Below are 25,014 nucleotides of genomic sequence, written 5' to 3'. Positions count from 1 at the left end.
CCATGCTTACTCGTGCCTGAGACCGAGACTAACGGGCCCCGAGGTACTCGCACCTGACTGCTTGAAGATCTTGTAATCGGTGCCATCATGGCTGAAGTCGTCGCCGTGGGCACCGCCTTCCTCCGTGTCGTTCGGGATGACCTCTCTGACGTAGGCCACCGGCACGGTCTGGCCCGAGTTCTTAAAGACCGCTGGATAGCGGAAGAAGAACGTATCGTCCTCGCTTGACGGGTTGATGATCCCCCAGTCGGCTTCCTCGATTGCGGACGCGCCATAACCCACGCGGTCGCGATATCCTCCGTTAGAGCCGTGGAATGATGAGAACCCGTAGCCGTGGACGTGATCACCCATCGACGACGTGACACCGAACGCGAGCGGCACACCGGGATCGTCGAAGAACCGATTGCTCAGATAGTCGTAGAACGTCACGGATGCAATGCCGTCGTTGCCGTCGTTGTCGTTCCACACCCCGGAATTGAAGCCGTCTGAATTGACGGACAACAGATAGCTGATTTCGGTCTCTCGCAGCGTGGAGGCGTTGAGGCTGTTGCTGCTGCCCCAGATCCCAAATCCGAGGCCGTTGCCGTCGTCGGTGTTGATATCATCGTAGCTCTGGGAGCGTTGGTTGCCGACGAACTCTCTGAGTCCGTACCGTGCGTCGTCTCCTTCAATCGTCGTGTATCCGGCAGGGTGGTGCTCGGTCAACTCCCAGTCCGTCGACAGCACGAACCGAAGCCCGGACCAATAGTCGCCGTCGATGTTAGTGCTTCCGTAAAGGTACATGAGCAGGTAAAGACCCGTATTCGAGTCCTGCAGTACCCGTCCGTTGTTGTGCCAGTCGTCGCCCGACGGGCTCGAATCGTCGTAATTTTCGGATTTGGCCGTGCCGTCGTTCACGACGTAGCTATCCGCGTCCGACCAATTCGAGAACGTCAGCAGTGCACCAGCGAGATCGTCCAGTAGCGTTGACCACGTTGCCGTTTTCTCTCCAATAACAGTCATTTGTTAGCTTTCACGATGACCTGCGTATTATTCGTCTCACTACTCTGCTTGCTAATCCAGACACTCGAGGCACCGAGCCCGCCCTGTGGGGCCTCGTGATACGGCGATTTTCCCGGCTCGACGGGAATCTTCCGGAAGTCGCCGTCCGAGCGAAACGCGACGTAAATCGGCTCGGTGAATCCCCAGATCGTCACTGAGGTGGCTGGGAACCCCCAGTTGAGACGCTCTTCGTCCGTCGAGGTGACGGGGAGCGGCTCTTCAGTCACGAAATACGCCGCTTCCCGGTTGTCGTCCGACTCGGGGTTGAGCGCCTCGACTGCGTTCTCCCCACGATGCTCGAGCAGGAGCGCGAGTAGCAACCGCTCGGTATCGTCTTCAACGAGGTCCTCGCCCCAGGATGAGGCGTCGACGCCGTAGTCGGCGAGAACGCGCTCGATCGGACTGTTCGGGCCGACTGTTGACGACCCGATCATGATGCCTCCCCCTCCTGTTCGCCCCCGCCGTCGGTCGCAACCGTCCGGACATCGCGACGGAGATCGCGGACTGCGGCCGTGTGTTCCTGGATCGCCTCGAGCCATTTGCCCCGCTCCTCGCGGCGTTGGTCGCGTTCCTTCAGGTAAAGGCGGTACATGAGCAGGAACGCGACGGTGGGGAATCCGAAGTTGTTGAGGAGTGCAGTCGGCTCCATCTTAGATCAGCCCTCCGGCGAAGTCGGTCGCATTGTCGACGAGATTGCCCCCGGCGTCGGTCGCGTCATCGATCACGTTGCCACCGGTATCAGTTGCATCGTCGACGAAATCGTCGCCAGCGTCGGCTACCCCCTCAGCAGCATCGTTGCCGCCAGAGAGCAGGCCACCGAAGAGGTCCCCGCCGGCGTCGGTCGCGCCATCGGCGATGTCACCGACGAAGTCGCCGGCTCCGTCTGCAGCATCGGTTGAGCCGTCCCAGAGGCCGCCGGTCACGTCACCGACGAGGTCACCGACACCGTCTGCAGCATCGGTCGACCCGCCCCAGATATCACCGAGGGCATCGGTCGAACCGCTCCAGACATCGCCGACAGCGCCGCCGATCCCGCCGGCTGCGTCGGTCGATCCACCCCAGATATCGCCGATCGCACCGCCGATTCCGCCGGCCACATCGGTTGAACCGCCCCAGATGTCACCGATCGCACCGCCGATCCCGCCGGCCGCATCAGTTGAGCCGCCCCAGATGTCGCCGACGGCGCTACCGATTCCGCCAGCCGCATCACCGGCCCCATCGGCCGCGTCGGTCGTGCCGTCGACGATGTTGCCGATCGAGTCACCGATACCGTCCATCGTCTCACCCGGGGCACTCATCATCTGCAGGACCCGGTACATCATGTAGCCGATGACGAGCGCGGCGATCACCATCGCGATGTTGAAGCCCCGGCTGTTCTGGGCCGCATCGCTCATGCTCTCCGAGACTTCTTTCGCGGCCTCTGCAGCCGGCTCCGCGACATCACCGGCCTGGTCGGCCGCCTCGCCAGCGGCCAGCGCCGCCGCAGGTCCCGGCATCTAGTTCACCTCCATGTCGATACCGTCGGTGGGGCCCATGAGCCCCTGCATGTGTCCGATCATGATCGAATCGTGACGAACACCAGCAGCACCGCCTGCAGCGCCAGCAGGGCGATCATGATATCGTCCTGGGTCCACCGCGTCCCGTAGACGAGTCGCGCCGTCGGGCTCTCCGGGGGCTCCTGGGGTTGGGTCTGGTTCGACGGGCTCGAGGTCGTGGTCGCCGTGACCGCAAGCTCGCCCGGTTCGGTGCCGTCGGATAAGCCGCCCTGCACGGGGGATCACCCCCGGACTCCGATCATGTCCTGCTTGACCGCCGCGCCGAGGCCCTCGATCCGAGCCTCGGTCTGGAACCGCGGTAGCGACAGCAGGGCGTTGCGGGCTCGAGGCGTCCCGTTGGCGCGCTCGGGAGCCTCGAACGCGACTTTGTACGGCGCGTCGACGACGACCTGCAGCCGGAACTTTCGCGGCAGGTACGGCTGCAGTGGGGTTCGGTCGAAGCCGAACCGGATCTCCTGTTGGGCCTGGTCGCGAGTGTGCAGGATCGCCGTCTGTGCCTCCTTGAGCGTCTGGTTGACCTTGCCGCCCGCTCCGGGCGCGGTCTTGCGGATCTCGACCGCCGCCGGATCGCGGGGAACGTAGAAGACATCGAGGTCGGTCTCCGTCTCGGCCGACGTGTAGTCGAAGGTGTTGGTGTCGTAGTCGACACTATCCGGATCGACGACCGCGCCGTCTTCGTAGAGGACGAACGACTCGGTGGTCGGACACTCGATCAGGTTGTGATCGAGTTCGAACGTCTCTTGGTCGTCTGCCGTCCCGTTGGTCGTTCGATGTTCGTGGGCCGGGAGGACGACCCGCAGTTCGCTGTCCGGGTCGTCGCGGAGCTGGAGCGACCGGCCAAGCTGGATTTCGGCGACGACACTCGCCTCGCCGGGAGTTGCGGCTTGAGTCTCGAACTCGCGGAGGGAGACGCTGCCGGGAACCCAGTTTGCCGACTTGAGTTTGTGTTTGACCGCCATTACTCGAGGTCCACCTCCGCCAGCGCCGCCTCCTCGAAGTAGATCTCACTCTGGGCGTGGTCGATCGGCTCGGACGAATCGACGAGGATGTACGCTTCGTCGATGTCCCTCACCTCGAGCTTGGTGCCCTTGAGCTGGTGTTTGACCGCGTCGACCTTGCGGTCGTCCTGCTGGTCCGAGACGGAGTTTTTGATGTAGCTCGCGATCGTTGACTTCGGGTCGGAGACGACCTGAATGCTCTCGTCGGTGGGAGCCTGGTAGCCGAGTGCGACGCGAGTATCCGCAGGGAGCGGGTTACCGTCGGTGTCGCGAAGCTTTGCGTAGATCGGGAGCCCGACCTTGTTCCCCATGTCGACGGCGTTGCGGATGAGAACGCCGACGCCGTCCTTGGGGCTGATCGAAAGGACCGGAGTCAGTTGGTCAGTGACGTTCGTCTTCGTCTCGACGTACTTGCTCGAGTCGCCGAGGGCGGCGTAGAGCGAGAGGCTCATTTAGGCCAGCACCTCGTTGATCATGCCCTGGGCGTTGAAGCGCTCGGCAGCCTCGCGGACGACGAACGCACCCGAGCCGAGGGTGAACGCGCGCTTGTTGACGACCATTTCGCCGAGGGCCATCCCGCCGATGCCGAAGATTTCCGACGGGAGCATCGTTCCGGTCGCGGTGTCGACGAGGTACGGGGCGAGGTAGCCGCCTGCGACCATGCCGACATCCATCCACACGTCGCTGTCAGTCAGGGCCTGCGTGGCCTGATCGAAATTCATCGCCATGCGATCCGACCAAACGGCCGAATTAGGATATAACAGCGCGTCAAAAGCGCAGTCAGACGACGCAGTCCGCGTCCTTTCTCACCAATCAGACGCGGGTCTGCTCAATAGGTGAACACTCAATAACTGCTAACCCGTCGTGATGAACCTATCTCATCGATTGACGAGATCTACCTGATAAGGAGGATATTACTGATCTGAAAGAGACCGGAGAGAGGCAGTAATGATCGCGATTATAGCACCACCGATAAGCGGCGCTACGGTTAACCAATCCTGCCGTGCTTGAGGCACGAATAATGCAATAGCAAGGACTACAACGGCAGTAACAAGAACGCCATCTAGACCAACCTGGACGGAGGTCTTAGTTTGTGGACTGTGTGTGTTTTGTCGAGTTGCCATAGTCGTCCCTCCTAGTTCTAGGTCTAGATCTAGGAGGGAGCCTCATTATACTACCGATTGGGGTGGTACTATAGCTGAGTGTGACAAATGCATTGATGTTTATATGTAACGAGTATTGATTACTGGTAATGCTCGGGAAAGGCTCACCTAGGATTAGTCTCTACAGTTTTTTTAGTGTTCTGCTTCCAGGCACTGTCTTCATTCTTGGTGTGCTCCCATTTCTCCCTTCAACGACTTCAGTAGGATCTATAGGTGTTCTTCTACCAGTTCTTGCAATCGGTTTTGCAGTTGGTCAGGCTGTACACACAGTTGCAGTAGCAATTGAGAATAGTTCCTCAAAGGTTGAAGAGATTCAGGAGATGAGAATAGAGGAAAATAGTCGCCCTCAGGAGGCAAAACTCTGGATCCAACGGTGGCTTGTTGCGGGGGTACTACGGCAACTGTTTGGAGAACAATACTTCGAAGATACAAGCCACCGAAAACGGTTCATAAATGAATTACACCCAAACGAAAGTACAGAAATACTTGATGAGGAGATCTGTGAGTCCTTCTATAAAGTTTCACGTAATGCCTTTCCAGAGCTGCAACTTCCAGAGACTAGTGATAACTTACTCGCCGATGGCGACAACGGAGTCCAGAATGCAGAGAAGCGACTTAACTTACTATATGGAAACATTCGGTCTGTAGTGCATATCGATGGACGTGGTCGGTCACGATCATTTCAGGCAATCTATTCTTTTTGTCGGAGTATGTGGATTGTCTCAATCGGCCTTTTTTTGATTTACGCGCTATACAGTATCCTATCGATATTGAACATACCATCGGAATTAGTCACATATGTGTCATTCATCGGAACCCTGAATATGAATAGCGCAGTATTAGCATCGACAGCGTTCATTATTGCAGTTGGGAGTTTCAAAATATTCAATTCAGCTAAACAAAACTACCAACAGTACTACATACAGTATCTGATTAGTGACTTTCTCATCCTACAAAACGATCAGATCTCCTCTGGACAACAGATTGACCTGTCCCATAGCCTTGATATGGAGGATTTAGAATGAACGTCATATTCTGACTATTTCAAGTATTATTCCTGTTTGCTGGATATATCCTATTATTTGTTAGTAAATTCATCTGGCTCCAGCCAATTATCTCCGATATTCTGCTCAAATCTGGCCATCAAAATGCCAACAACTTCAGTCCGTGAGAGATCATGACCACGTCGTTCCTCAAGACGATTCTGAATTCTTTCGAACTGATCGGCTTTGCTCTCGCGGAGTGAAATATCGGTGCGCATTGTGAGTCAGTCGTCGAAGGGGTGCTTGATTCGGACGCGGTCGCTTCCGTAGTGGATACTCTCGAGCGACCATTCGCGTGAATCGATGCGTCTGAGAGTGGTGTCGTCTGAGTAGATCCACTCAGAGCCGATCGTGTTGCCCGCGTCGTCGCTGAACCGACGGAGTGTAAGCGGGTCGCCGTCGACGAGGAGATCATCGGGGAGTGTCCGTGGGCAGGTTTCGGCGTCAGCCTTGTGGACATCCGCCGGATACTCGACGATTCCGCGGACCTTATCGAGGTCGTTTCCGGAGCCGAACCCGCCGAGCATCGACGCCTGACACTGCGAGGCGATGTCTTCGTCGAGTTTCGCAAAACGCTGGGTGACCCACGCGACGCCCATCCCGTCGCCGTGCCACGTCGTCGCGAGCGTGTCGAACTCGTCGGGATAGCCGTCCCGTTGGGGAGCGAGGCGGTGGGCCTCATCCAGTCCCAAGAACGTCCGTTCCTCGAGTTGGGCAAGCGCCGCGATCGCGGTGGCGATCGCCTCGCGCCAGGCGTCGTCGGTCATGCCATCGCGGGCGAGTTGGAGGCTACCGTTGTCCTCGAAGATTCGTCGCCACTCTGCCCGCGAGAGATCGTCGGTCCCCGGTCGGAGTGGAAGCCGCTGTAGGAGTCCTGACTCGACGAGGCCGGTGTACTCGTCCTTGTAGTCAACGAGAACCGTCCAGTCGTACTCCGGCGCGTTGCGTTCCGTGTACGCCTGTAATCCGTACGATTTGCCCCAGTTCGTGCGGGCACCGAACGCGAGGTTCATCGGTCCTCCGAGTCGACGGTATCGGTTACGTCGCGGATTCCCTGCTCGGCCATCTCGAGGCCGCCGGCGAGGGCTTCCTCGAGGACGGCTTGCTGCCGCTCATTGGGCCACTCGACGACGGCCTCGCGGAACGTCTCGAGGTCGTCGACATCGAAGCGAGTCCGGACGTGAGCGGTCGCGAGTTCGTCGACGCCGCCCTCGACGCCCTGCTCGCGATAGCGGTCGGCCCACGTCTCTTTGGTCGTCTGCCACTCCTCGTCGGAGAGGTCGGCGTACTGGGCGGCTTCCTCGGCGTTGTCGATGTCGATCGCTTCCTCGACGTACCACGAGGGGAGCGAGTCGTCGATCATCGCGAGCGCCATTGAGCGGATTTGCTCGACGCGGTCGTCGACCGACGGGAGTCCCTCGAGGGGCTCGATGTCATCATCGTCGACGGCCTGCTGGAGGTCGGCGACAGCTTTCATGATCCGGCGCTCGCGGTGAGCGACGATCGAGAGGAAGGCTTCGGCCTGCTTGCTCTGGAAGAACTTCGTCGCGAGGGCCTTCCGCGGGTCGCCGCCAGTCGCGATTTCGCGAAGGTTCATGCCTCCACCTCCGCGGTAGCGCTGCTCATGGAGTCGATCGCACCGTCGAGCATCTCCGTATCCTCGACGAGGACCATCACGGCGAACAGCGAGGTCATCGCGACCAGTCCCTGACCGGGCCCGAGTTCCGAGCTGCCGCTGAGGTTCTCCCGATACCACTGGTCCATGTACTCGTCGAGGTCGAGTTCTTTCGCGAGGTCGGCGTACTCGTCGATCACCGCCGATCGGTCGTCGACACCAGAACCCATCCGATCCTGGCTGATCGCCGCGCCGGCTCCGAGGGCCCGACAGTAGACGTGACCGACCGTCTTCCGGTCACCGGTGCTGGGACTGTCGTCGGTGTCCTCCGGTTCCTCCGCCGGGTTGTCGACATCTATCTCGTCGTCGGCATCCTCGGCGTCGGCTTCCGCAACCTGCTCGGCAATCTCCGGGTCGATATCTGCGTACGCATCTTCCTCGAGGGACTCTTCGTCCTCGCGATCGTCGTCTCGGTCGTCAGTCAACGAGACCACCCCCGGCCTCGCGGTCGATGCCGTTGCCGCTCGAGTCGTCCTCGTTGGACATCGGCTCGGCCGAGTCAGCGTCAATCGTGTTCGACCGGCGACGGCGCCACAAGATGATCAGGAGCGCCACGGCGATGGCCGCCCCGATCAGAACGGCAGTGGTCCGGAAACTCGGCCCACCGATCGAGGCGCTGCTCGAGGGAGAAGAGCCACTGCTCGGGGCCCCTTGAGCGGTCCCTTTTTGCTGGTCATTTCCCTGCTCGTCTGGATCCCACGGGTCGGTGCTGTCTGCGGGTTTCACTTGCTCGTCTCCTTGGTCGTCGTTGTTCTCGTCGGCCGTGTCGCTACTCGAGGGGCTGCTTTCACCCCCTTCGTCACTGCTTGCTGCCTGCTCGTCTGGCTGGTCGTTGCTGCTCTCGGTTCCTTCGGATTGCTGCTCGTCGCTGCTCTCGACCCCCTCGCTGTCTGTGTCTTCGCTGCTGGTCGGGGCCCCTTCCCAGGCCCCTTCGTCCCTTGCTCGCTGGTGGTCGTCGCCGCTCATCGCGTTGATGTGGCTCCTGACCGCCTCTCTCGAGGCAAAGGGCGGTTGATCATCGTCCCATTCGTCGTCGTGTTTGTCGCACCCCTCGACGGGGCAGAAGTAGCCTGTCATGGTGTTACCAGTCGATGTCGTCTTTCGTCAGTTCACGCTGGCCCAGCTCGCGGAACGCCGTGGCCGGCTTTCCAAGAAGGTCGTTCAGTTCGTTGATCGCTGCCGCGGCCTCCTTTGCCTCCGCCACTGCGATCTGGTAGCGTCGCCAGGCCAGGTTCTTCGCGCCGTAGAGTTCGCCCGGCGGGTCGTCCGCTCGAGCCTCACCGACGAGGGCCTCGACGTCTTCCTCGTTGAAGCCGCACGACTCGACGAGGAACTCGCAGGCCTCGTCCTCGCCGTCCTCGCAATGGTCGCGAGCGTGGCCGCACTGCTCGTCTTGTGCGCCCTCGAGATCGGCGAGACGATCGTCGACATTGGTGTCGCCGTCGAGCCGATCCCCGCGTTCGTCACGGGCTGCTCGCTCGGCGACCTCTCGGTGTTCGTCGACGCTGAGCGTGTGGTCGTAGTAGGCAAGCCAGTCGTCGACGCCCTTGTCGATCATCAGTCCCTTCACGCTCCTGGCGTGGGGTACCGTCGTTCGGGAGAAGTCGATCGACTTGCGCTCGTGGTCGGTTAGTTCGGCCTGACCACCGCGGCCACCGCGTTCGGAACGCCCCGCTGCGGCCTCTATCGTCGCCGCCTCGAGGACGTGGTCGGGCGCGTCCGAGGAGATCGCGACGGTCTTGAGCCGACGATCGTCGTCGGTACAGAGGTGGTCGGCGTACTCGTCGCGGAACTGGTCGGCCGCCGCTTTCGATCCGAACTCGATCCGTTCGGTCATCAGTAGGCTCCGGTGATGTAGCGGGCGAGCCGGCAGTTCTTGAGCGTCCGCGAGTGGCCGTCGTAGCCGTCGGTTGGCCTGGTCTGTTGGAGCGACGAGCGCTCGAGGACATCCTCGAGGTCGGGCGTGACGTGCCAGGATTTCTGGCCAGTCGGAGTAGCGACCCAGACGACTGGCCACTCGTCGTGCCAGTACCAGCCCGCAGTGTCCGGGCCCCAAGTGAGCTTGATCGCTCTCGCGAAGGCGATCGCGAGGAGATTCCGGTCATGGTAGACATCGTTGATGTCTTTGCCGTCTGTCGGTGGCGGGTTGTCTGCACCCATGCTCAGATGGAACTCTCGAGCGAGTGATAGCGGTCGGGAATATCATAGTCTCGTACTGGTGAGACCAATGTTTAAACGGTCTCCGGACTAGTTAGGAATGTAGCTATGCCGATCCATCAGTTGACACAAGTTGGTCGTACGTCGGGCGGAGTCGTGCTCCCAAAGGGCGAGCTTCGGGCGCTTGGATTGGTCGATGAAGACGGAAACGTGAAAGATCAGCCAGTGCGGGTAACGCGGACTGATACTGGGACGTGGGAAGTATCTGTAATCAATTCGGATGACTACCCTCGGGCAGAAGGGTGACAAGAACAGTCTTATCTATTTAGTGAGTGTGCGCAAACAAACCTTTTTCAAATCTATTCATACAGTGGCTACACATGTGACGATTATTTTTTAGTTGATTACGCCACTCTTCCAATGATTCTAGATCCTCTGATTTAAACAATACCGTTGTCCGGGAGAGTTCACGCTCAGAATGTTGGTCTATATGCCCACAGTCTGGATAAAGATGATACGCGATTGTACCCTCGGTATTAATATACCAAGCAGGGACCCTTTCAGCTTCGAAATCCGGTTGGTAATCCGTTTGTTCACTCATGTAACTTGCTACAGTAAACATGTTATCGAATCAGAATAAGCATTTCCATAATGGTGATGGAATTCACATGATTGGGTAACCATACCGATGAAGACCGTTTTCAAGAAAATCCCATTATCTTGGCCGCAATTCCTCTGCTTTGTCAATCAGGTCCTCGTTGAATTCGTCTCCATTACGTCCATGGTGGACCCGTCGATGGCAGTTCGGACATAGTGCGATGACATTCTTCGGATGGTCTGTCCCACCATCACTGCGCCGCCAAAGATGATGTACCTCGAGGAAAGGATCTCCATCATCAGTGAGAAACGGTGCATCGTCGCCACAGCCTTGACAGACACTGTCAGCGACTCGGAGCGCGTATTTTCTAACGACCTCCGATCGCGGATACGTGGTACGAGATCGCGATTCGCTTGTCGTTCGGCCTTCGCCGTTCACACTTGCCTCGGCCTGATCGTATAGCTCGTCCACGGAGATATCATCCAGGCTCGTGACCCCAGTATCGATTTCTACACCACCAGCGGGGACGAGCTCGAATCGAACTGCATCGCGCATATTGTCGCTTCGGTCTGGTAGACGCGTCCAGTGATGAACCTCATATTCGAACTGGCCGACGTAGGACACTTCCCACGCGCCTTCGCCGCTTTCGAAGACATGGATCTCGTCGTTATTTTCTGCGTGATCCCGGATCGCTGCGTTTCCGGCATCCATCGCCATATCTCCATCCCGCCCTTCTCCGGTATAGAGTAGCCTCCCATCATCGAGAAGTTCGTCGTCATACCCGTGCCATTCCCCGGATTCGCCGAAGAAGATGAATACGTACGGGTGATCCGCACACGGTGCGATTCCACTATATCTGTTTCCGCCGAACTCTTCGTGAATATCCTCGACCCGGTGGTATGCCTGCCCGATCTCGAACGGAAGTCCTCCCATAGACCACCACTCGGTTCACTGAACTTCATACTTTCCTGTCGAGTTCCTCCTATGGCAGAATCTTTGACTACGTCCGCGAACCCCGTCCTTGAGGACATTTCAAGCGAGGCCAAGGCTGATTTCTAAACGAACGGCTCAATCTTTCACGTTCTGTAGAGTCAAAACTGGACTTCGAGGACACCGGAATTTGCTAGGTACAACTACGTGGATTCGGTAAGCCGCTGAACTTTTGATTGGTCTCAAATCCGATTGAGTCTTAACCACCGCGTTCATAATAGGAATCCCCGTTTAGAAATCAATAGCCTCATCGAAACCTGTAAGAGCTTACCCATACAATCAACTGACACGAAAGAAGCTGTTCAACCCTCGATACAGAGAATCTTCATGAGAGAATTTAGGCTTTGGGTGAAAATCGCGCTCTTCGCTAGCTCTTATATACCCTTCTATGCTATAATGGCTGTGATAACTCGCGATCTCACCCACACTCTTGTAGGATATGAAATACCGTCTGTGTCTATAGTATTTATAGTACTCTTGATCGGCTCTGGATGGGTTCTTCAAAAGATCATGGATCTCCGAGAAAGCGAAGAGCCAAACCCAAAGCATATTTCGTCAGTTCGTCGTCGGAATGACCTTCTAACGAGCTATTTGGTTGCATATATCTTCCCGTTCATTAGTCTAGATTATGCTCTCTGGGAGAGCTGGTTCGTTTTAGCAGTGTTCTTTGGTGTGTTAGGATCAATACAAGTTCAATCCGATCAACTATATGTGAATCCTGTCTTAGCAGCATTCGGCTACCATATTTACGAGGTTGAGGATGCTGATTCTGGTAATGTTGATCTTGTTGTCGCCCCGAAATCTGAACAGCTTTCTACTGAAACACATTTAGATGCGGTGCGGGCGGGTTCGAACGTATATATAGCAGTGTAAGAATAGATTTTTAACATCTCTGTTCAATCACTCTTATATCATGCCACCAAGCGACGAGGATCTTAGAGAGGCTTTCTCTGAAATTCCTGAGTTCCTCACTCATGAGGGAGAATTAGCAAGGAACGGAGCTAATCGATATCGCGATTTTATTATCGCAAAAAAACACGGCGATAGTGATGATATTTCCTTCTCATTTGGTGATGTAGAACTTCCACCGGAATCATTAGATGAACTGCAAGAGCTTGTACGAAAACGAGTCAAAGTAAATGCTGCAGCCCTCCGCGATAATCGAAAGCGATTATGCCGATATGGTGAGGCAAGAGACAACCGCGAATATATAAAATATCTCACCATCGAAGATTTTCCGATGTTAGAACGGATTGAGGAACTATTCAACGAACGGGATATCGAAAGTACAACATATCATGAGGGTATTGACCCTGATTTCCAAGCAATCCGAATCCGAGATCATGAAGACAACATGGTGGTCGGATTGCAACATTATTGGAAAAATCAGCTTCTGGGTAATACAAGCCTCTTTAACCTCTACTATAATGATGAGGGCCATGAGCCAATGGATGAGCCAATCATTTCGATTCCAGATCGTTTGGATGCAGTCTATTATGAGGATGTTTTGTACATATTTAATGATTGGAGATTCGAACAGATGTTTGATTATCATAAAGTATATGAAGAAGTTGCGGAGGATGTCATTGAAACGGTGAAAGAAAATGATATCGAGTTTGAAGATATGGATATGGTTGAGGACGCTATCCTTAGCAATCCAATTATGATGAGGAAATTTGATGATGTCCAAAGGACGGGACTCTACGATATGATCGATATGGACGATATTGATTGGGTGATCACTGAATATGCACGAGAGGGAATCGAGGTCGTAGAAGAAAATGGAGATCAATGGATTGAAGTCGAAAATAGGCAAAATGTGTGGGAATTAATCCACATTCTTAATGATGATCACGTAGAATCTCGTCTAACAGAACGGGCGTACCAAGCTACTGGTGGAAAGAAAGAAATCTGAACTCCTATATCTCTCAACTCAATCATAGTGAATGAACATACTCTGGATTGTGACCGAGAACTGCAGTAGTATCGGACTCTCCTGTCTTCACTGACAAAATTAGGAATCCTATTTATTGTCTTCATCCTCACTGCTAGTTTTGATTGTTGGGCCCCTCGCATTTCCCCTTGCCCCAGCAGTTGGCGGTGAGACTTTGACAAGTTTCCCATAGTAGATCAGAGAAAGAAGAAATACACTTAACGAGATCAAATACAATCCAACCCGTAGCTTCATCAGGCCTTCTACTCCGACAAAAGTCAGAATGTGCGAAACACCAACAATCAAAATCACTAATCCTGCGATTATTTTCCCAATTCGTCCCGCTAATTTGACCCGCTCGTACCAGGGGCCAGAGGTTTGAATCACTGGGCGGAGACCACTCCATTTGAGTCTGAAAGGCCCAATATCGACCATGGTTCTACGTGTGACTAACGAGACAACGATACTTAGAGCCGTAGTAGCTGCCAAACAGCCCGAATGAGTCTATCAGTGTGTCCGAGAATTCGATGAGAGTCGGACAGAATCGGCCCGATCTCCCCCTCGAGCACCACCGAAAAAACTAGATTCCCCGCGGTTCTTGTCCGGGATGCAGGCAACCCGGACGCATGAATCTCCAACAGCACGAGAACCGCGACGACATGAAGGTCTGGCTCAGCCAGAACGAAGTAGAACAGTTGCTCGAGGCTGCCGACGATACCCAACAGCGAATCGCGTTCGCACTCGGAGCACGGTGCGGGCTCCGCTCGCACGAAGTCCTCGACGTTGCGCCGGAGGACATCGTCGATACCGATGCCGGGACGATGCTCCGCGTGTGGCATGGGAAGGGCGACAAGTTCCGAGAGACACCCGTGCCGCGAGATCTCGCGACGACCATTCGGACGGTCGACGACGTACGCGACGCGTCGACCAGCTCGTCGCTCGTCGAGATTACCAGTACGCGGTCACTCCGGCGGTGGGTTCGATCGGCTGCCGACCAGTTGTACGACGAGACGGGAGACGCCGGTTGGGAGCATCTCGGGTGCCATGATCTCCGGCGGACCTGGGCGACTGCACTCGCGTCGGCTGACGTAGATCCATTGCTGGTGTGTGACTGGGGCGGGTGGAACGATCTGGAGACATTCCTTGAACACTACCGAGGCAGCTATAGCCCTGAAGCTCATACTGCCGGACAAAAGTCAGTGAACACTCGATCGCGTCTCACGGATCGTCGCTTGTGGCGACGACCGTTCGAATGCGACCGACGTGTGAATAGTTTTGTCCGGCAGTATCAGCAGCGAGAGAGAAGTAAAGTTGGCTGGTTGTGATCCACCACGTTTGATCTGATACGATATATTTACATAGGGACATAATAGTGGGCCTATTTAACAATGCCAAGTGAGGGGGAAGTATTCAAAATAGTCACACAAGAACTGAAAGAGAGAGGATGTGATTTCCTCATACATGTTCCGGGTAGCCATAGAAATAGAGAGGAATATCAACAGGTATTAAAGAATAATCGTATACATAATATTCCCATAAAAACGAAGAAAGCGGACGTAATTGGGAAAAATAATAAAGACGAGTTGATTGCTATAGAGATTAAGGGATCAACAAGCGAGATTGGTCTCGAGCAAGCACTAATACACCAATCTGGCGTTCACCGTTCATATATTGCAGTTCCTGAAGAACGATTGTCATTATTTGAAAGTGAAGCTAGGAATGTTGGGTTGGGACTTATTGGTGTTGAAGATGACAAAATAGTTCGGTGGGAAGAACCAAGTGATGTGTATAATCGTTCTCTCCTAGAAGACGTTCGTCGACAATTGACCTATCGGCTGGAGAATCGGACATCTATGCACAATATATCTTCCTTGCAGTTATCACAGCCCGTGAACTTTTTAGCCCCGTTATTTGCTCTTCAAAATAGACCAAGGGAAGAAGAGGAAATCGTTGATATGATTAGCGGTGAGTATAATTTCAATTATCCATATGAAACGATCAGAGGTGCATCTACACTTGGTCTTCTTGAGAAGAAAGGTGACAGTTATTCACTCTCTGATGATGGAGTTATGGCGATGTCAAATTTAAACGGGGAGGGTGTCGATACTATTGATGACTTGAATGAGTTGAAAAATAGAACTTCGTACAAACACACCTTATATGTGGAGAACCCTGCAGTTGCAACGCTTCTTCGAAAACAATACAAGGAACATCCTGAATTTAGAACGTTAGACGAGGTAATTGATGACTTTGAGACTAAACGAATACCATTGAACCGGTTGACAAAAGAACTCTGCAAGGAATATCCGAATATATTTCTGAATGTTTTCTGTTCTAGCGATAAACGAACCAAAGCTAGAAAATTGATAGAAGGTGGTGACCCTGATCCACTTCATTCTGATATGGATACTTGGAGAGAAGTAATGTTGCAAAATGTGTATGACAATTTTACACGACAATTAAGACAAATCGGGGTACTCGATCCAAGAACGGATGTATATTATGGGCGAAAAAACGACTTTTCACCTAAGGAATACCCATGGTATCGGAATCCTCGCTGGTTCTAATAGATTTTAGTCAATTCCCACGTTAGAGCCATATATAGTTATAGATGTAGAGGGTTGAGGAAGATCTTTCACATCTAATTCTCCCTCGAGATACCTCTGACCTCTACCCGTGATCTCGTACATGTGATGATCGCTAAACATCGGTGTCACTAAACCAGCCTGTGTAAGCATTCGGCACCGCTCTTGAATCCTCCCTCGAGAGGCATTGAATCCCATAGCCTGTTCCATGTAGCGGGGGGTTGACCAAGAATCCTCTTCGAGGTACTCGAGGATTCGTTCATCGAGTGTACACATCCATCGAGCTGGTCTTCGGTCCGTCACGATTCCGAGGTTTCACTCGCCGTGGGGCCGTCTCTCGAGCCGTTTCCGTTAAGGTAGACTCCGTTTTCAGCGTCGTACTCCTCATCGAGATAGGCCTCCCCTCTGTCAGTAATAGTGTATACGCCATTTCCGAGCGGGGTCAGTAATCCGTTTTCGGCGAGCTTCTTACAGCGCCGTGAGACAGAAGAGTGAGAAATCCTGAGACCCTCTTCTTCGGCAAGTTCACCGACTGGTTTTGCGCCTTCCTTTCGTAGAGTCTCGAGAATACGATCATCCCAGATCGTCATCCACGTTCCCGACTTCCTCATTTCTGCCCACTTCAGCACGCACTAACCTATTCCTACGGTATTCTCCACTCAATAGAACACTGACCTGATTTAGTCAGTCGTTGCATTTATGCAAAGGGGGCCTATACACAGAAACACGGAGCTACCAACTCGGCTGAAGATGACTCTTGTTGGTATGTGAGACCGGGCGGCGCTGGCACGCCGCCCAGAAGGTAGCTCCGGAATCCACAATGAATTGCGGAACTCTCGTGGGGCGTGTACCCCACGCACGGCAAGAGGCATCGCCATCCAAAAGGTCTGACGCTCGCTGCGCCTGCGGTGCTCGAGCGGAGTGCTACGACGCTCGATTCGACGAACCAGCCTGTCGATTGTGCGCGACGATCCACGCTGATGGCGGTCCCACTGCGGGCTCGCCCGAGGAACGACGCCAAGCCGACACGCTCGAGACGATCGTGAACGAGCTGCGGTACCAGAATGCCGTTCTCACCGAAGTTATCGCCACCCTCGACGCGATCCACGGCGAGAGAATGCGCTCGCCGCAGGCGATCAACACGGCGATCGACGATCACCTGACCACTCGAAACGAGCAGGGGGTGAGCCGATGAACGCCCGCAGTCCCTACACCTGCGACACACCGGGCTGTGACGGCTGGAAGGAGGTCTTCACGCCCGACGGCTACGTCTGCGAGGACTGTGCGGATGAACTCGCACAGGAGTACGACGCTGAGCCCGAACTGGTCGCCGACGGCGGCATCGCGTGGGGTGATCTCTCCGGCTTCCAGCGCGACATCCTCGAGGCGATTACTCACATCGAATCGACCAGCGGGGAATCCTACGGACTTGCGATTCAGGAGCACCTCGAGCAGTACCACGACGAGGTGCTCCACGGACGGCTGTACCAGAACCTCGACCGTCTGATCGACGATGGACTCGTCGAACAAGGGGAACTCGACGGCCGGACGAACAGCTACACGTTGACGTCCGACGCCGAGACGCTGCTCGAAGAGAGTGTCCACCGACGCGCGGACGCCTGCGGGATCGAGATCGCCGCGACCGACGGAGGAGACGAGGCGGAGGTGAACGATGAGCAACGACCCTGAAGCGGTCACCTGTCGTACTTGCGGCGGATCCGCCCGACAGATCGCGTGGGGCGCAACGGAGGCGTCCTGCTACCGCTGTACCGAGTGTCACGCCGGCGGGCACATCGTCCGTACCGAAGACGGCAGAAAACTCCGACGAGGTGGTGTCTTCCGTCAACTCCGGAACTACGCGACGCGGAGGGTCAGCGCATGAGGTGTGTGGCAAGCAATTACCGAATTGGTGATGCGCTTACCGAGCTGCGGTCGCTCGAATCCGAATCGGCAGCGGTCGTCTGTCTTGACGACGCGTGGGCGCGGCCTGGTCGGCAAGGTGCGTTCGGTGTTGACTACCCAACCCACGAATTCGAGACGACAGCGGAAATCGTCGATGTAGCCTGGGATGTCCTCGAGGAGGGTGGATGGCTCATCGCCGACGCCGACGACTGGCTCGCCCCGCGTTTGGAGAGCTACGTCCGCGAGGAGTACGGCGACGTGAGTGCGTGGTACGAGGGGGGCGGCTACCGCCGTCGCGGCGGCGTGACCTACGTCGACGGTGGTGGTGACCCCGACACGAGTACGCCTGGCCAGTACCTTTCCAACGCTGGCTATCCCGTCATCTTCGCACACAAGGGACCTACCCCGAGGCGAACGACGACTGCCGCTCGTCAGATCGCACGACATCCCCGCCGCGTAGAAGTTGGCTATCCCTACGGCTGGGGGAGCGTAAAGCCGGTCGGCCCATATCGTGCTTGGATCGAGGGGTTGACTGACCCTGCCGAAACGGTCGTCGTTCCCTGTGCCGGAACTGCCCCGGCTGCGATCGCAGCGGAGCAGTTGGGGCGCGAGTGGATCGCTATCGACTCCGAGCCCGCTGCGCGTGACGCCTACCAGGAACGACGGTCAGTCCACCTCGAGGGCGACGAACAGACAACGCTCACCGATGTTGCCGCCGATAGCACATCACTACTGTCTAGAGGTGAGCGATGAGCGACGACCTCGAGCCGATCTCGCCCCGCGAGGCTGTCGACCTCTACGTCTCACACCGCGAACTCGAGATCAGCGCGAAGACGCTGCAGAACCACAAATACCGTCTGAATGCCTTCGTCGAGTGGTGCAACGAGGTTGGAATCGACAACCTCAACGAACTCACTGGCCGGGATCTTCACCGCTACCGGGTGTGGCGACAGCAGGACGTGAACATCGTCACGCTTCGCGGGCAGCTCGCAACGCTGCGCGTCTTCCTCGAGTTCTGTGCATCCATCGATGCCGTCGAACCGGGGATGCGCGAGCGAGTGAAGCTTCCGGACGTCGACCGCGGTGATGAAGCGCGCGATGAGATGCTTGACGCCGATCGTGCCCACAAGATCATCGGTTACCTCGAGCGGTACAAGCGCGCGAGCCGCGAGCACGTCATCATGGCGATCCTCTGGCATACGGGGATCCGCCTCGGGAGCCTTCGAGCGGTCGACCTTGAGGACTACGAGCCCAAGGACCAGTGCTTCTGGCTCCGCCACCGGCCAGATACTGACACGCCGCTCAAGAACCAGGAGCCGGCCGAGCGGGCGATCGCGCTCGACGACTACTACTGCGATGTCCTCGACGAGTACATCCGCTTCCACCGCCACGATGTCGTGGACGACCACGGCCGCAAGCCGCTGGTAACGAGCGATCAGGGCCGGCTGAGTTCCGGCCAGATCCGGTCGGAGGTATACCGACTCACCCAGCCCTGCATGATCGAGGGGTGTCCCCACGACCGAGATCCGAACGACTGCGAAGCCACGGAGTACGGGCACTACTACGACTGCCCGAGCAGTCTCTCGCCGCACACTATCCGGCGCGGCGCGATTACGTACCAGCTCCGCGAGGACATCCCCGAGAAAATCATCAGCGACCGCTGTGACGTGTCCTCGGAAGTTCTTGATCGCCACTACGACCGCCGTACAGACCGTGAGAAGATGGAACAGCGACGCGACTTCATCGAAGACCTATAACAGGAACATGACTCTCAAGCAAGCCGCTGTCAGCACTGTCGTATCGATAGTCGTCAGAACACCCTTAGGGAACGGAATTCGCGGAGTAGAGGGCCTGAAACGCAAAATTTCGAGTGGACTCGCCGGGATTTGAACCCGGGGCCTCTCCCATGCCAAGGGAGTGATCTACCCCTGATCTACGAGCCCTCGTTCGCAGTACTTGCTTTCCCACGGGAATAGATAAACCCCTCGAAATCGTCGGGGTGGCCCTGTCGTTGCCTCACACGCCACTCCCTTCGTTTCTCCGACGAGTTCAGCGGCCGCGCCGATTCCGTTCGATCCCTCGCTCGTGGAACGCTGTTTGGCGCAGGTCGTCCCGCAATGCCGCGGCGAAACGAACGCGTATTGGTGGCTGTCACGGCGGTCGCTCTAGATCTAGAAACCCTTTAGTTCGTTCCGCTGAAAGCGACGGTGGGAAGCGCACGGCCGCAAATCTGACTGCGCCACTCACTCTTTCGGGTGGCTTGGGATTGCGGAAGTGCACCATGCACGGACGGACGTTCGGTCGCCGAACGGCACCGGCTGTCGCGTGCTCGAGCGGTCAGTGCGGTTCCTATCCTCACCAATGGCACGAATGCATACGCGCCGTCGTGGCTCGTCCGGTTCGGACAAGCCCGCGGCAGACGAACCACCGGAGTGGAGCGACGTCGACCCCGACGAAGTCGAACAGCGGGTCGTCGAACTGGCAGAACAGGGCCACGATCCCAGCCAGATCGGGATCAAACTGCGCGACGAGGGTGTCACAGGAACGCCCGTCCCGGACGTGAAGCTGGTGACGGGCAAGAAGATCACCCAGATCCTCGACGAAAACGATGCCAAGGCAGACATCCCCGAGGATCTCCGTAATCTGATGGAGCGCGCCATCCGCCTGCGCGAGCACGTCCAGGAGAATCCGCAGGACTACCAGAACAAGCGCGCCCTGCAGAACACTGAGTCGAAGGTCCGCCGACTCGCCGACTACTACCGCGGCGACGAACTCGAGCCGGACTTTGCGTACTCCTACGAGATCGCCGTCGATCTCCTCGAAGAGAACTAACGCGTCCGACTCGTCGAGCACGACCACCGACACGATCGTCCACGTTCAATGTCCACCGACGGCCACGCCGGCTCCACGGTTGCGACACACGCCCCCGACATCGAGAGCGCCGGCTTCGTTCGCATCGTCACGCGAGCGGACGGCGATGCGCTCGCAGCGAGCGGTATTCTCGCCGCGGCGCTCTCCGAATATGGAATCCCGTTTCAGGTGACGGTCGCCCGAACGGTCGGTGATCGGACCGACCGAGTTCAGGGACAGGATGACCGAGACAGCGATAGCGACGAGCTGACGGTCGTCTTCGGTGCCGTCGACGCGGGTAATGCCACGGCCGTCGTCCGACTGGATTCGGACGACCGTCCGGCAACGCTCGCAGCGACCGACCTCGTTCGCGAGTTCAGCGCGGACGGCTCGACGGCAGTCACCGGGGTTGATCCGGTGCTCGCGCTTGCTGGCCTCGTCGCGGCCGGCGTCGAACCCGGCGCCGGCGAGAGCGAGTGGCTCCTCGAGAGCGCTCGCGAACGCGGCCTCGTCGAACGGCGACCCGGTGTCGCGATTCCGACCGCCGACCCGGTCGACGGCCTGGCGCACTCGACGCGAGTGTGCGCGCCGTGGTCGGGCGATCCCGAGGCGACTCGCGATGCGCTCGCCGGGACTGAACTCGAGTTCGCTGAGCCGGCCTCGTTCGACGCGGACGCGCATCGGACGATCGGCTCGCTCGTCGCGCTCGATGTCGTGGGAGCCGAGGCGGCCACCGATGCGGCCGCAACGTCGATCCAGCGCGTGTTGCAGCCGTACGCGATTACCGGGACTGGGATCGGGACCGGATCCGATTCTGAGGACGAGTACGCCTTTTCCACCGTTGGCGGCTACGCCGACGTGCTCGAGGCGACGGCTCGCACGGAACCCGGTACGGGAGCCGCGCTGGCGATGGGCCACGACGCCGTCGGACCGGCGCTTTCGGCCTGGCGAACGCGCGGAAAACGCGCACACGACGCGCTCGAGACGGCCTCGACCGGCCGCTACGACGGGTTGTTCGTCGTCGGTATCGACGACGGTCCCGTCGAAGCGGTTGCTCGCCTGGCCGTCGAGTTCCGCTCGCCGGAGCCGACGGTGCTCGCCATCGGCGATGGTGAAGCGGCGATCGCGACTCGCGAGTCCGAGTCGCTTGCGGCGACCGTCGAAGCGGTGACGCGAGAACTCGACGCCGACGGGATCCGTGCCGAGTACGATGTTGGGCATCGCCGCGGCTATCTGCAGTACGACGTCACCGTCGATGACGCTGCTGCGGACGATAGCGTTGGCGGCGACGAGAGCGCGGAAGACGAAGCGAGAACGGTGGACAATTCGACGATCATCGCGGCAGTGAGGGAGCACTACTGACAATGCCATCGGAGACAGACACGGAGCTGGCACCAGCACCTCACGGACGCGCCACGATCCGCACCCACCACGACGATCCCGAACTCGTCGCGCGGGCGCTTCGCCCGGACAACACCGACGAGATGGAGACCGTCGTGGCGGACGAGACGACAGTCGTCACCCGGATCGAACGCGAGACGACGGGCGGATTGCACTCGACGGTCGACGACTACGCCGTCAATCTCGAGGTTGCAGTCGATGTTGCTCGCACGGTGCGAGACGCTCCCGATGGGCGAGACGACAATGTCGCGGATAGCGACGCCACGGACGTCCCGCCCGCAGACGCGACTGAACAGTACGACGACCCAGCGGACACGGGTACTGTGTCCGACGCTGATACCACAACACAAGAACACAATGAGTGAACGCTCAGTCTCACGTGCGAAACAGGAAAAGCGGTGGTACACCGTGCTCGCTCCGGAGCAGTTCGACCGGACCGAACTCGGCGAGACCCCCGCAGATGAACCGGAAAAAGTCTACGACCGAACCATCGAAACGACGCTCGGCGACCTCAACAACAACGCCAGCGAGAACAACACGAAGCTGACCTTCAAGATCACGGACGTCGGTAGCGATACCGCCTACACCGAGTTCCAGAAGCACTCGCTGACCCGCGACTACCTGCGCTCGCTGGTCCGCCGCGGTGCCTCGAAGATCGAGGCCTACGTCACCGTCCTCACGACGGACGACTACCGCGTGCAGGTCCAGCCCGTCGCCTTCACGACCAAGAAGGCGGACGCGAGCCAGGAGAAGGCCATCCGCGAACAGATGGTCCAGATGGTCGAGGAGGCGGCCGCGGAGCGCACCTTCGAAGAACTCATCGACGGCGTCGTCGAGGGACGACTCTCGTCGGCGATCTACGGCGAAGCCAAGACGATCTACCCGCTTCGCCGGGTCGAGATCCAGAAGGCAACGCTCGAAGCCCACCCCGAGGAAGTCGCCGAAGAGGAGGCGACTGCGGTCGACGTCGACGACGAAGACGTCGCGACGAGCGACTAACCGATTCGATTGAGACGCCCGTTTTGTTTTTTCGCCGCCAGCGTCCGAGCAGCGCCGCCGGAAGAACGATCACGGTCTACGCTCTCGAGGCGACGATCGCTCGTTGTTAGCCGAGATGGATCGGATCGACCTTCATGAACTCTCGCAGGAGGACCGTTGCGTACGACCCCTTGGGAAGCGAAAACGAGAGGGTGAGTGCATCCGAGTCGTCTCGCTCGGCTTCCCCGGCTTGCTCGATGCCGAGTGCAGTGCGGACGAGAATCGCCCGTCGCGTGCCGGTCGAGTGGAACTCGCCGGGAAGGTCGAAGTCGCCGGGGCGGAGTCCGAGGTCGTCCAGTACGTCCCGTTCGATTTCGCCCGGTTCGCCGTCGGCGAGTTCGGTGTCGGTGCCGACGAGCGGGGCGGTGACGAAGGCGCGGTTGCGCTCGCAGTGGCGGGTTACTGATTGGATGCGGCGCTCGTCGACGCGCTGGAGGCGGTCGGTATCGGGGAGCGTGAGTTCGGCGGGAACGTCGTCGCCGGTGTCGGTAAAGCAGACGACGTCGCCGGCGACGGGGCGGTCGAAGGGGAGACCGCGTTCGAGGCGTTCGCCGAGGAACAGGTTGAACGCGTAGGATTGGGCGGCGTGGACGAACAGGCGCTGGAGGTTCGAGGGGACGGACTCGAGTGCGGCGCGGAAGTCGTCGGGGCCGGGGTCGCCGTCGCACGCGACGAGTTCGTGAATCATCGAGCGTTCGTAGCGCAGTCGATTCGGGAACCGGTCGAGCGCCTGTTGCCAGTCTCTCGTCTCCTCGATGAACGACCGGGCCGCCTGTGTCCCTTCGGGTTCGGCCTCGGTCGGAGCGCCCAGGTAGGCCATTACCGCGCCTTCCCAGTCACCGCGGGCGATTTCGAGGCCGACTTCGTGCGTGACCGGCCGGCGGCTGCCAAAGCGCTGCTGGCCGAAGTAGTTGGGGACGCCGATCGGTGCGGAATCGCTCGGTTCGGTTGCTCCCGACCCGTCGGTCGTCGGTCCGCCGCCGCTGTCGTCGGTGCGACCGGATTCTCCGGCGAACGAGCCGAACGCCCGCAGTTCGCGGGCGATGTCGGTCGCGTTCGCCGGCTCCGCGGGATCGCTAATGACGACCTCGAAGGCGTTGCCCGCAAGGTCGCCGAACTCGAGCGAGCGGCCGGCGCGCCCGAGGGGTTCGAGTTCAGCGTCGTTGATGTCCGGCAGGTCCACCGCGTCCGTGCTGTAGACCGAAAAGAGCTGTGTGGTGACGGCGTATTTGTCCTTGGTGCCGGCCCAGTTGATCCGTTCGCGGGAGACGCCGAGGGCGTCCGAGATGCGCGCGGCGAAGTCGTTCGTGTCCCACCCGTGAAGCGTCGCCCGGAAGACGAGGTGCGGATAGGCGTCCGTCGACGCGTCGATCGGTTCGGTCGAGAAGCGTTCGAGTTCACGAACGCGAAAGTGGTCGTCGGCCGCACGGAGGCGGCCGCCGGTGCCGTCGGTATCGCTGACGTAGGCTGTCATTCCGACGGCGCGTTCGGTGGGGTGTGCCGGGCGCATGCTGATGGGGGGTTTGCGTGCGGAGATTAAATCGGTTTGTTCTCGCGGTCCACGCGGTGTATCGGCTGGTGTCCGTCTCGGCGCTCTCCGCGGGCGGTCATCGGGAGTCGTGAACGGATCGTAAGCGGATCGTGACAGGCCGATACGGTTATTGCCGCTGCTTGCCTCCTGGCAACAGGCAATCGAGTATCGATCTGTCTTTGCCGCCCGACCATGAATACGAATCACTCCCCCGAGGACCACACAGAAGCGACGGAGACCTTCGAAGCGGACCTCAAAACGCTGATCACGTCCGCGTTCGCACACGGTGCCGCCATCGAAGCGACGTGGGTGATCACGACGCCACTGGCTGATGCCCCCGACTGGATCGTCACGGTCGAACGCGAGAACTCGGATTCGCAGTCGTCTGACTCGCATGCGTCGCCGGAGAAATGAGCCGAACCGATCAGTACTGCTGATGTTTTGTTCTCTCTTCATAAATCGACAATAAAGGTTATATGTACCCCCGTCAATTTGTACGTGTACTCTACTGAAGTCGGGGCGCGAGAGTCGTCGGCGATCGAGAGAAGTCTAA

The 25,014-nt window shown here is 57.9% G+C and carries 31 protein-coding genes, 1 tRNA gene and 1 pseudogene; 15 read left to right on the top strand and 18 right to left on the bottom strand.

Translation table 11 applies throughout. The features are described 5' to 3' along the window. Positions 1 to 6 precede the first annotated feature (6 nt). From C480_RS04715 to C480_RS04680, 8 genes are read right to left on the bottom strand one after another with little or no spacing between them, the layout of a single operon-like run. The gene (locus C480_RS04715; RefSeq protein WP_006664476.1) at positions 7 to 1,002 is read right to left on the bottom strand and encodes a hypothetical protein; all 996 of its coding nucleotides are present in this window, start codon (positions 1,000 to 1,002) and stop codon (positions 7 to 9) included. After that, positions 999 to 1,475: a hypothetical protein gene (locus C480_RS04710; protein WP_006664475.1), complete on the bottom strand. Its 477-nt coding sequence runs from the start codon at positions 1,473 to 1,475 to the stop codon at positions 999 to 1,001. The genes C480_RS04715 and C480_RS04710 overlap by 4 nt, the downstream gene beginning before the upstream one ends. Then, the gene (locus tag C480_RS04705) at positions 1,472 to 1,690 is read right to left on the bottom strand and encodes a hypothetical protein (RefSeq protein ID WP_006664474.1); all 219 of its coding nucleotides are present in this window, start codon (positions 1,688 to 1,690) and stop codon (positions 1,472 to 1,474) included. The genes C480_RS04710 and C480_RS04705 overlap by 4 nt, the downstream gene beginning before the upstream one ends. A 1-nt stretch (position 1,691) precedes the next feature. Beyond that, positions 1,692 to 2,537, bottom strand: a complete 846-nt coding sequence (locus tag C480_RS04700; protein ID WP_006664473.1) for a hypothetical protein — start codon at positions 2,535 to 2,537, stop codon at positions 1,692 to 1,694. A 59-nt stretch (positions 2,538 to 2,596) separates the two neighbouring features. After that, positions 2,597 to 2,812 (bottom strand): hypothetical protein, encoded by a 216-nt coding sequence (locus C480_RS04695; protein ID WP_006664472.1) that lies wholly within the window; start codon positions 2,810 to 2,812, stop codon positions 2,597 to 2,599. Between the two features lie 6 nt (positions 2,813 to 2,818). Beyond that, positions 2,819 to 3,556 (bottom strand): hypothetical protein, encoded by a 738-nt coding sequence (locus tag C480_RS04690; protein ID WP_006664471.1) that lies wholly within the window; start codon positions 3,554 to 3,556, stop codon positions 2,819 to 2,821. Continuing rightward, complete coding sequence (locus C480_RS04685; RefSeq protein WP_006664470.1) at positions 3,556 to 4,047, bottom strand: hypothetical protein; 492 nt, start codon at positions 4,045 to 4,047, stop codon at positions 3,556 to 3,558. Before C480_RS04685 ends, C480_RS04690 begins: the two co-directional genes overlap by 1 nt. Then, positions 4,048 to 4,323, bottom strand: a complete 276-nt coding sequence (locus C480_RS04680) for a hypothetical protein (RefSeq protein WP_006432817.1) — start codon at positions 4,321 to 4,323, stop codon at positions 4,048 to 4,050. It abuts the gene before it with no gap. 524 nt (positions 4,324 to 4,847) lie between these two features. Here C480_RS04680 and C480_RS22935 point away from each other — a divergent pair. Then, complete coding sequence (locus C480_RS22935; protein WP_152424010.1) at positions 4,848 to 5,783, top strand: hypothetical protein; 936 nt, start codon at positions 4,848 to 4,850, stop codon at positions 5,781 to 5,783. Positions 5,784 to 6,025: 242 nt separating this feature from the next. On the opposite strand, the gene C480_RS04665 is transcribed toward C480_RS22935, so the two are convergent. The 7 genes from C480_RS04665 to C480_RS04635 form a co-directional block, all read right to left on the bottom strand. Beyond that, positions 6,026 to 6,814: an ATP-binding protein gene (locus C480_RS04665; RefSeq protein ID WP_006664467.1), complete on the bottom strand. Its 789-nt coding sequence runs from the start codon at positions 6,812 to 6,814 to the stop codon at positions 6,026 to 6,028. Next, the gene (locus tag C480_RS04660; RefSeq protein ID WP_006664466.1) at positions 6,811 to 7,398 is read right to left on the bottom strand and encodes a hypothetical protein; all 588 of its coding nucleotides are present in this window, start codon (positions 7,396 to 7,398) and stop codon (positions 6,811 to 6,813) included. Before C480_RS04660 ends, C480_RS04665 begins: the two co-directional genes overlap by 4 nt. Next, the gene (locus C480_RS04655; protein ID WP_006664465.1) at positions 7,395 to 7,910 is read right to left on the bottom strand and encodes a hypothetical protein; all 516 of its coding nucleotides are present in this window, start codon (positions 7,908 to 7,910) and stop codon (positions 7,395 to 7,397) included. Before C480_RS04655 ends, C480_RS04660 begins: the two co-directional genes overlap by 4 nt. Further along, positions 7,894 to 8,553 carry a hypothetical protein gene (locus tag C480_RS04650; protein ID WP_006664464.1) on the bottom strand — a complete coding sequence of 220 codons (660 nt, stop codon included), beginning with the start codon at positions 8,551 to 8,553 and terminating at the stop codon, positions 7,894 to 7,896. The genes C480_RS04655 and C480_RS04650 overlap by 17 nt, the downstream gene beginning before the upstream one ends. Positions 8,554 to 8,557: 4 nt before the next feature. Then, positions 8,558 to 9,313 carry a hypothetical protein gene (locus tag C480_RS04645; RefSeq protein WP_006664463.1) on the bottom strand — a complete coding sequence of 252 codons (756 nt, stop codon included), beginning with the start codon at positions 9,311 to 9,313 and terminating at the stop codon, positions 8,558 to 8,560. Then, on the bottom strand, positions 9,313 to 9,636 hold the full coding sequence (locus C480_RS04640) for a hypothetical protein (RefSeq protein WP_006664462.1): 324 nt from the start codon (positions 9,634 to 9,636) through the stop codon (positions 9,313 to 9,315). The genes C480_RS04645 and C480_RS04640 overlap by 1 nt, the downstream gene beginning before the upstream one ends. Before the next feature lie 712 nt (positions 9,637 to 10,348). After that, the gene (locus tag C480_RS04635) at positions 10,349 to 11,164 is read right to left on the bottom strand and encodes an HNH endonuclease (protein WP_006664461.1); all 816 of its coding nucleotides are present in this window, start codon (positions 11,162 to 11,164) and stop codon (positions 10,349 to 10,351) included. Positions 11,165 to 11,548: 384 nt separating this feature from the next. On the opposite strand from C480_RS04635, the gene C480_RS22930 reads away from it, so the two are divergent. The 4 genes and pseudogenes from C480_RS22930 (at position 11,549) to C480_RS22920 (ending at position 15,721) form a co-directional block, all read left to right on the top strand. Then, complete coding sequence (locus C480_RS22930; RefSeq protein WP_152424008.1) at positions 11,549 to 12,094, top strand: hypothetical protein; 546 nt, start codon at positions 11,549 to 11,551, stop codon at positions 12,092 to 12,094. A gap of 40 nt (positions 12,095 to 12,134) precedes the next feature. Further along, complete coding sequence (locus C480_RS04630) at positions 12,135 to 13,136, top strand: Kiwa anti-phage protein KwaB-like domain-containing protein (RefSeq protein ID WP_083873337.1); 1,002 nt, start codon at positions 12,135 to 12,137, stop codon at positions 13,134 to 13,136. A 644-nt stretch (positions 13,137 to 13,780) separates the two neighbouring features. After that, positions 13,781 to 14,356: pseudogene (locus C480_RS04625) on the top strand (tyrosine-type recombinase/integrase); the annotation flags it as partial. Positions 14,357 to 14,542: 186 nt separating this feature from the next. Then, on the top strand, positions 14,543 to 15,721 hold the full coding sequence (locus C480_RS22920; protein WP_152424007.1) for a hypothetical protein: 1,179 nt from the start codon (positions 14,543 to 14,545) through the stop codon (positions 15,719 to 15,721). Between the two features lie 317 nt (positions 15,722 to 16,038). On the opposite strand, the gene C480_RS04620 is transcribed toward C480_RS22920, so the two are convergent. After that, on the bottom strand, positions 16,039 to 16,350 hold the full coding sequence (locus C480_RS04620) for a winged helix-turn-helix transcriptional regulator (protein ID WP_006430898.1): 312 nt from the start codon (positions 16,348 to 16,350) through the stop codon (positions 16,039 to 16,041). Between the two features lie 347 nt (positions 16,351 to 16,697). Between C480_RS04620 and C480_RS04615 the strand changes: the two genes are divergently transcribed. The 5 genes from C480_RS04615 to C480_RS04600 are packed head-to-tail and all read left to right on the top strand — an operon-like array spanning position 16,698 to position 19,398. Further along, complete coding sequence (locus C480_RS04615; RefSeq protein ID WP_006664456.1) at positions 16,698 to 16,934, top strand: hypothetical protein; 237 nt, start codon at positions 16,698 to 16,700, stop codon at positions 16,932 to 16,934. Then, the gene (locus tag C480_RS04610; RefSeq protein ID WP_006664455.1) at positions 16,931 to 17,428 is read left to right on the top strand and encodes a helix-turn-helix transcriptional regulator; all 498 of its coding nucleotides are present in this window, start codon (positions 16,931 to 16,933) and stop codon (positions 17,426 to 17,428) included. Before C480_RS04615 ends, C480_RS04610 begins: the two co-directional genes overlap by 4 nt. Further along, positions 17,412 to 17,621, top strand: coding sequence for a hypothetical protein (locus tag C480_RS22030; RefSeq protein WP_083873335.1), 210 nt, complete (start codon positions 17,412 to 17,414; stop codon positions 17,619 to 17,621). The genes C480_RS04610 and C480_RS22030 overlap by 17 nt, the downstream gene beginning before the upstream one ends. Before the next feature lie 5 nt (positions 17,622 to 17,626). Then, on the top strand, positions 17,627 to 18,394 hold the full coding sequence (locus C480_RS04605; protein ID WP_006664454.1) for a hypothetical protein: 768 nt from the start codon (positions 17,627 to 17,629) through the stop codon (positions 18,392 to 18,394). Beyond that, positions 18,391 to 19,398 (top strand): tyrosine-type recombinase/integrase, encoded by a 1,008-nt coding sequence (locus tag C480_RS04600; RefSeq protein ID WP_006664453.1) that lies wholly within the window; start codon positions 18,391 to 18,393, stop codon positions 19,396 to 19,398. Before C480_RS04605 ends, C480_RS04600 begins: the two co-directional genes overlap by 4 nt. A gap of 114 nt (positions 19,399 to 19,512) precedes the next feature. On the opposite strand, the gene C480_RS04595 is transcribed toward C480_RS04600, so the two are convergent. Continuing rightward, a tRNA-Ala gene (locus tag C480_RS04595) sits at positions 19,513 to 19,584 on the bottom strand. Positions 19,585 to 20,002: 418 nt separating this feature from the next. On the opposite strand from C480_RS04595, the gene C480_RS04590 reads away from it, so the two are divergent. The 4 genes from C480_RS04590 to C480_RS04575 are packed head-to-tail and all read left to right on the top strand — an operon-like array spanning position 20,003 to position 22,891. Further along, entirely contained in the window at positions 20,003 to 20,473 is a 471-nt protein-coding gene (locus C480_RS04590) for a 30S ribosomal protein S15 (RefSeq protein ID WP_006109942.1), read from the top strand. 48 nt (positions 20,474 to 20,521) lie between these two features. Further along, complete coding sequence (locus C480_RS04585; RefSeq protein ID WP_006664452.1) at positions 20,522 to 21,853, top strand: hypothetical protein; 1,332 nt, start codon at positions 20,522 to 20,524, stop codon at positions 21,851 to 21,853. A gap of 2 nt (positions 21,854 to 21,855) precedes the next feature. After that, positions 21,856 to 22,257, top strand: a complete 402-nt coding sequence (locus tag C480_RS04580; RefSeq protein ID WP_006664451.1) for a KEOPS complex subunit Pcc1 — start codon at positions 21,856 to 21,858, stop codon at positions 22,255 to 22,257. Beyond that, the gene (locus tag C480_RS04575; RefSeq protein WP_006664450.1) at positions 22,250 to 22,891 is read left to right on the top strand and encodes a 30S ribosomal protein S3ae; all 642 of its coding nucleotides are present in this window, start codon (positions 22,250 to 22,252) and stop codon (positions 22,889 to 22,891) included. Before C480_RS04580 ends, C480_RS04575 begins: the two co-directional genes overlap by 8 nt. A gap of 106 nt (positions 22,892 to 22,997) precedes the next feature. Here C480_RS04575 and truD read toward each other — a convergent pair whose 3' ends face one another. Further along, the gene (gene truD / locus C480_RS04570) at positions 22,998 to 24,440 is read right to left on the bottom strand and encodes a tRNA pseudouridine(13) synthase TruD (RefSeq protein ID WP_006664449.1); all 1,443 of its coding nucleotides are present in this window, start codon (positions 24,438 to 24,440) and stop codon (positions 22,998 to 23,000) included. Positions 24,441 to 24,653: 213 nt separating this feature from the next. Between truD and C480_RS04565 the strand changes: the two genes are divergently transcribed. Beyond that, a complete protein-coding gene (locus C480_RS04565) occupies positions 24,654 to 24,875 on the top strand; it encodes a hypothetical protein (protein WP_006664448.1) in 222 nt (73 codons plus the stop codon). Positions 24,876 to 25,014: the final 139 nt, after the last annotated feature.

Source organism: Natrialba aegyptia DSM 13077 (assembly GCF_000337535.1).
GTDB classification, from domain to species: Archaea; Halobacteriota; Halobacteria; order Halobacteriales; family Natrialbaceae; genus Natrialba; species Natrialba aegyptia.
Note: the sequence above shows the minus strand (reverse complement) of the source record. Positions and strands in the feature narration are given on the sequence as shown.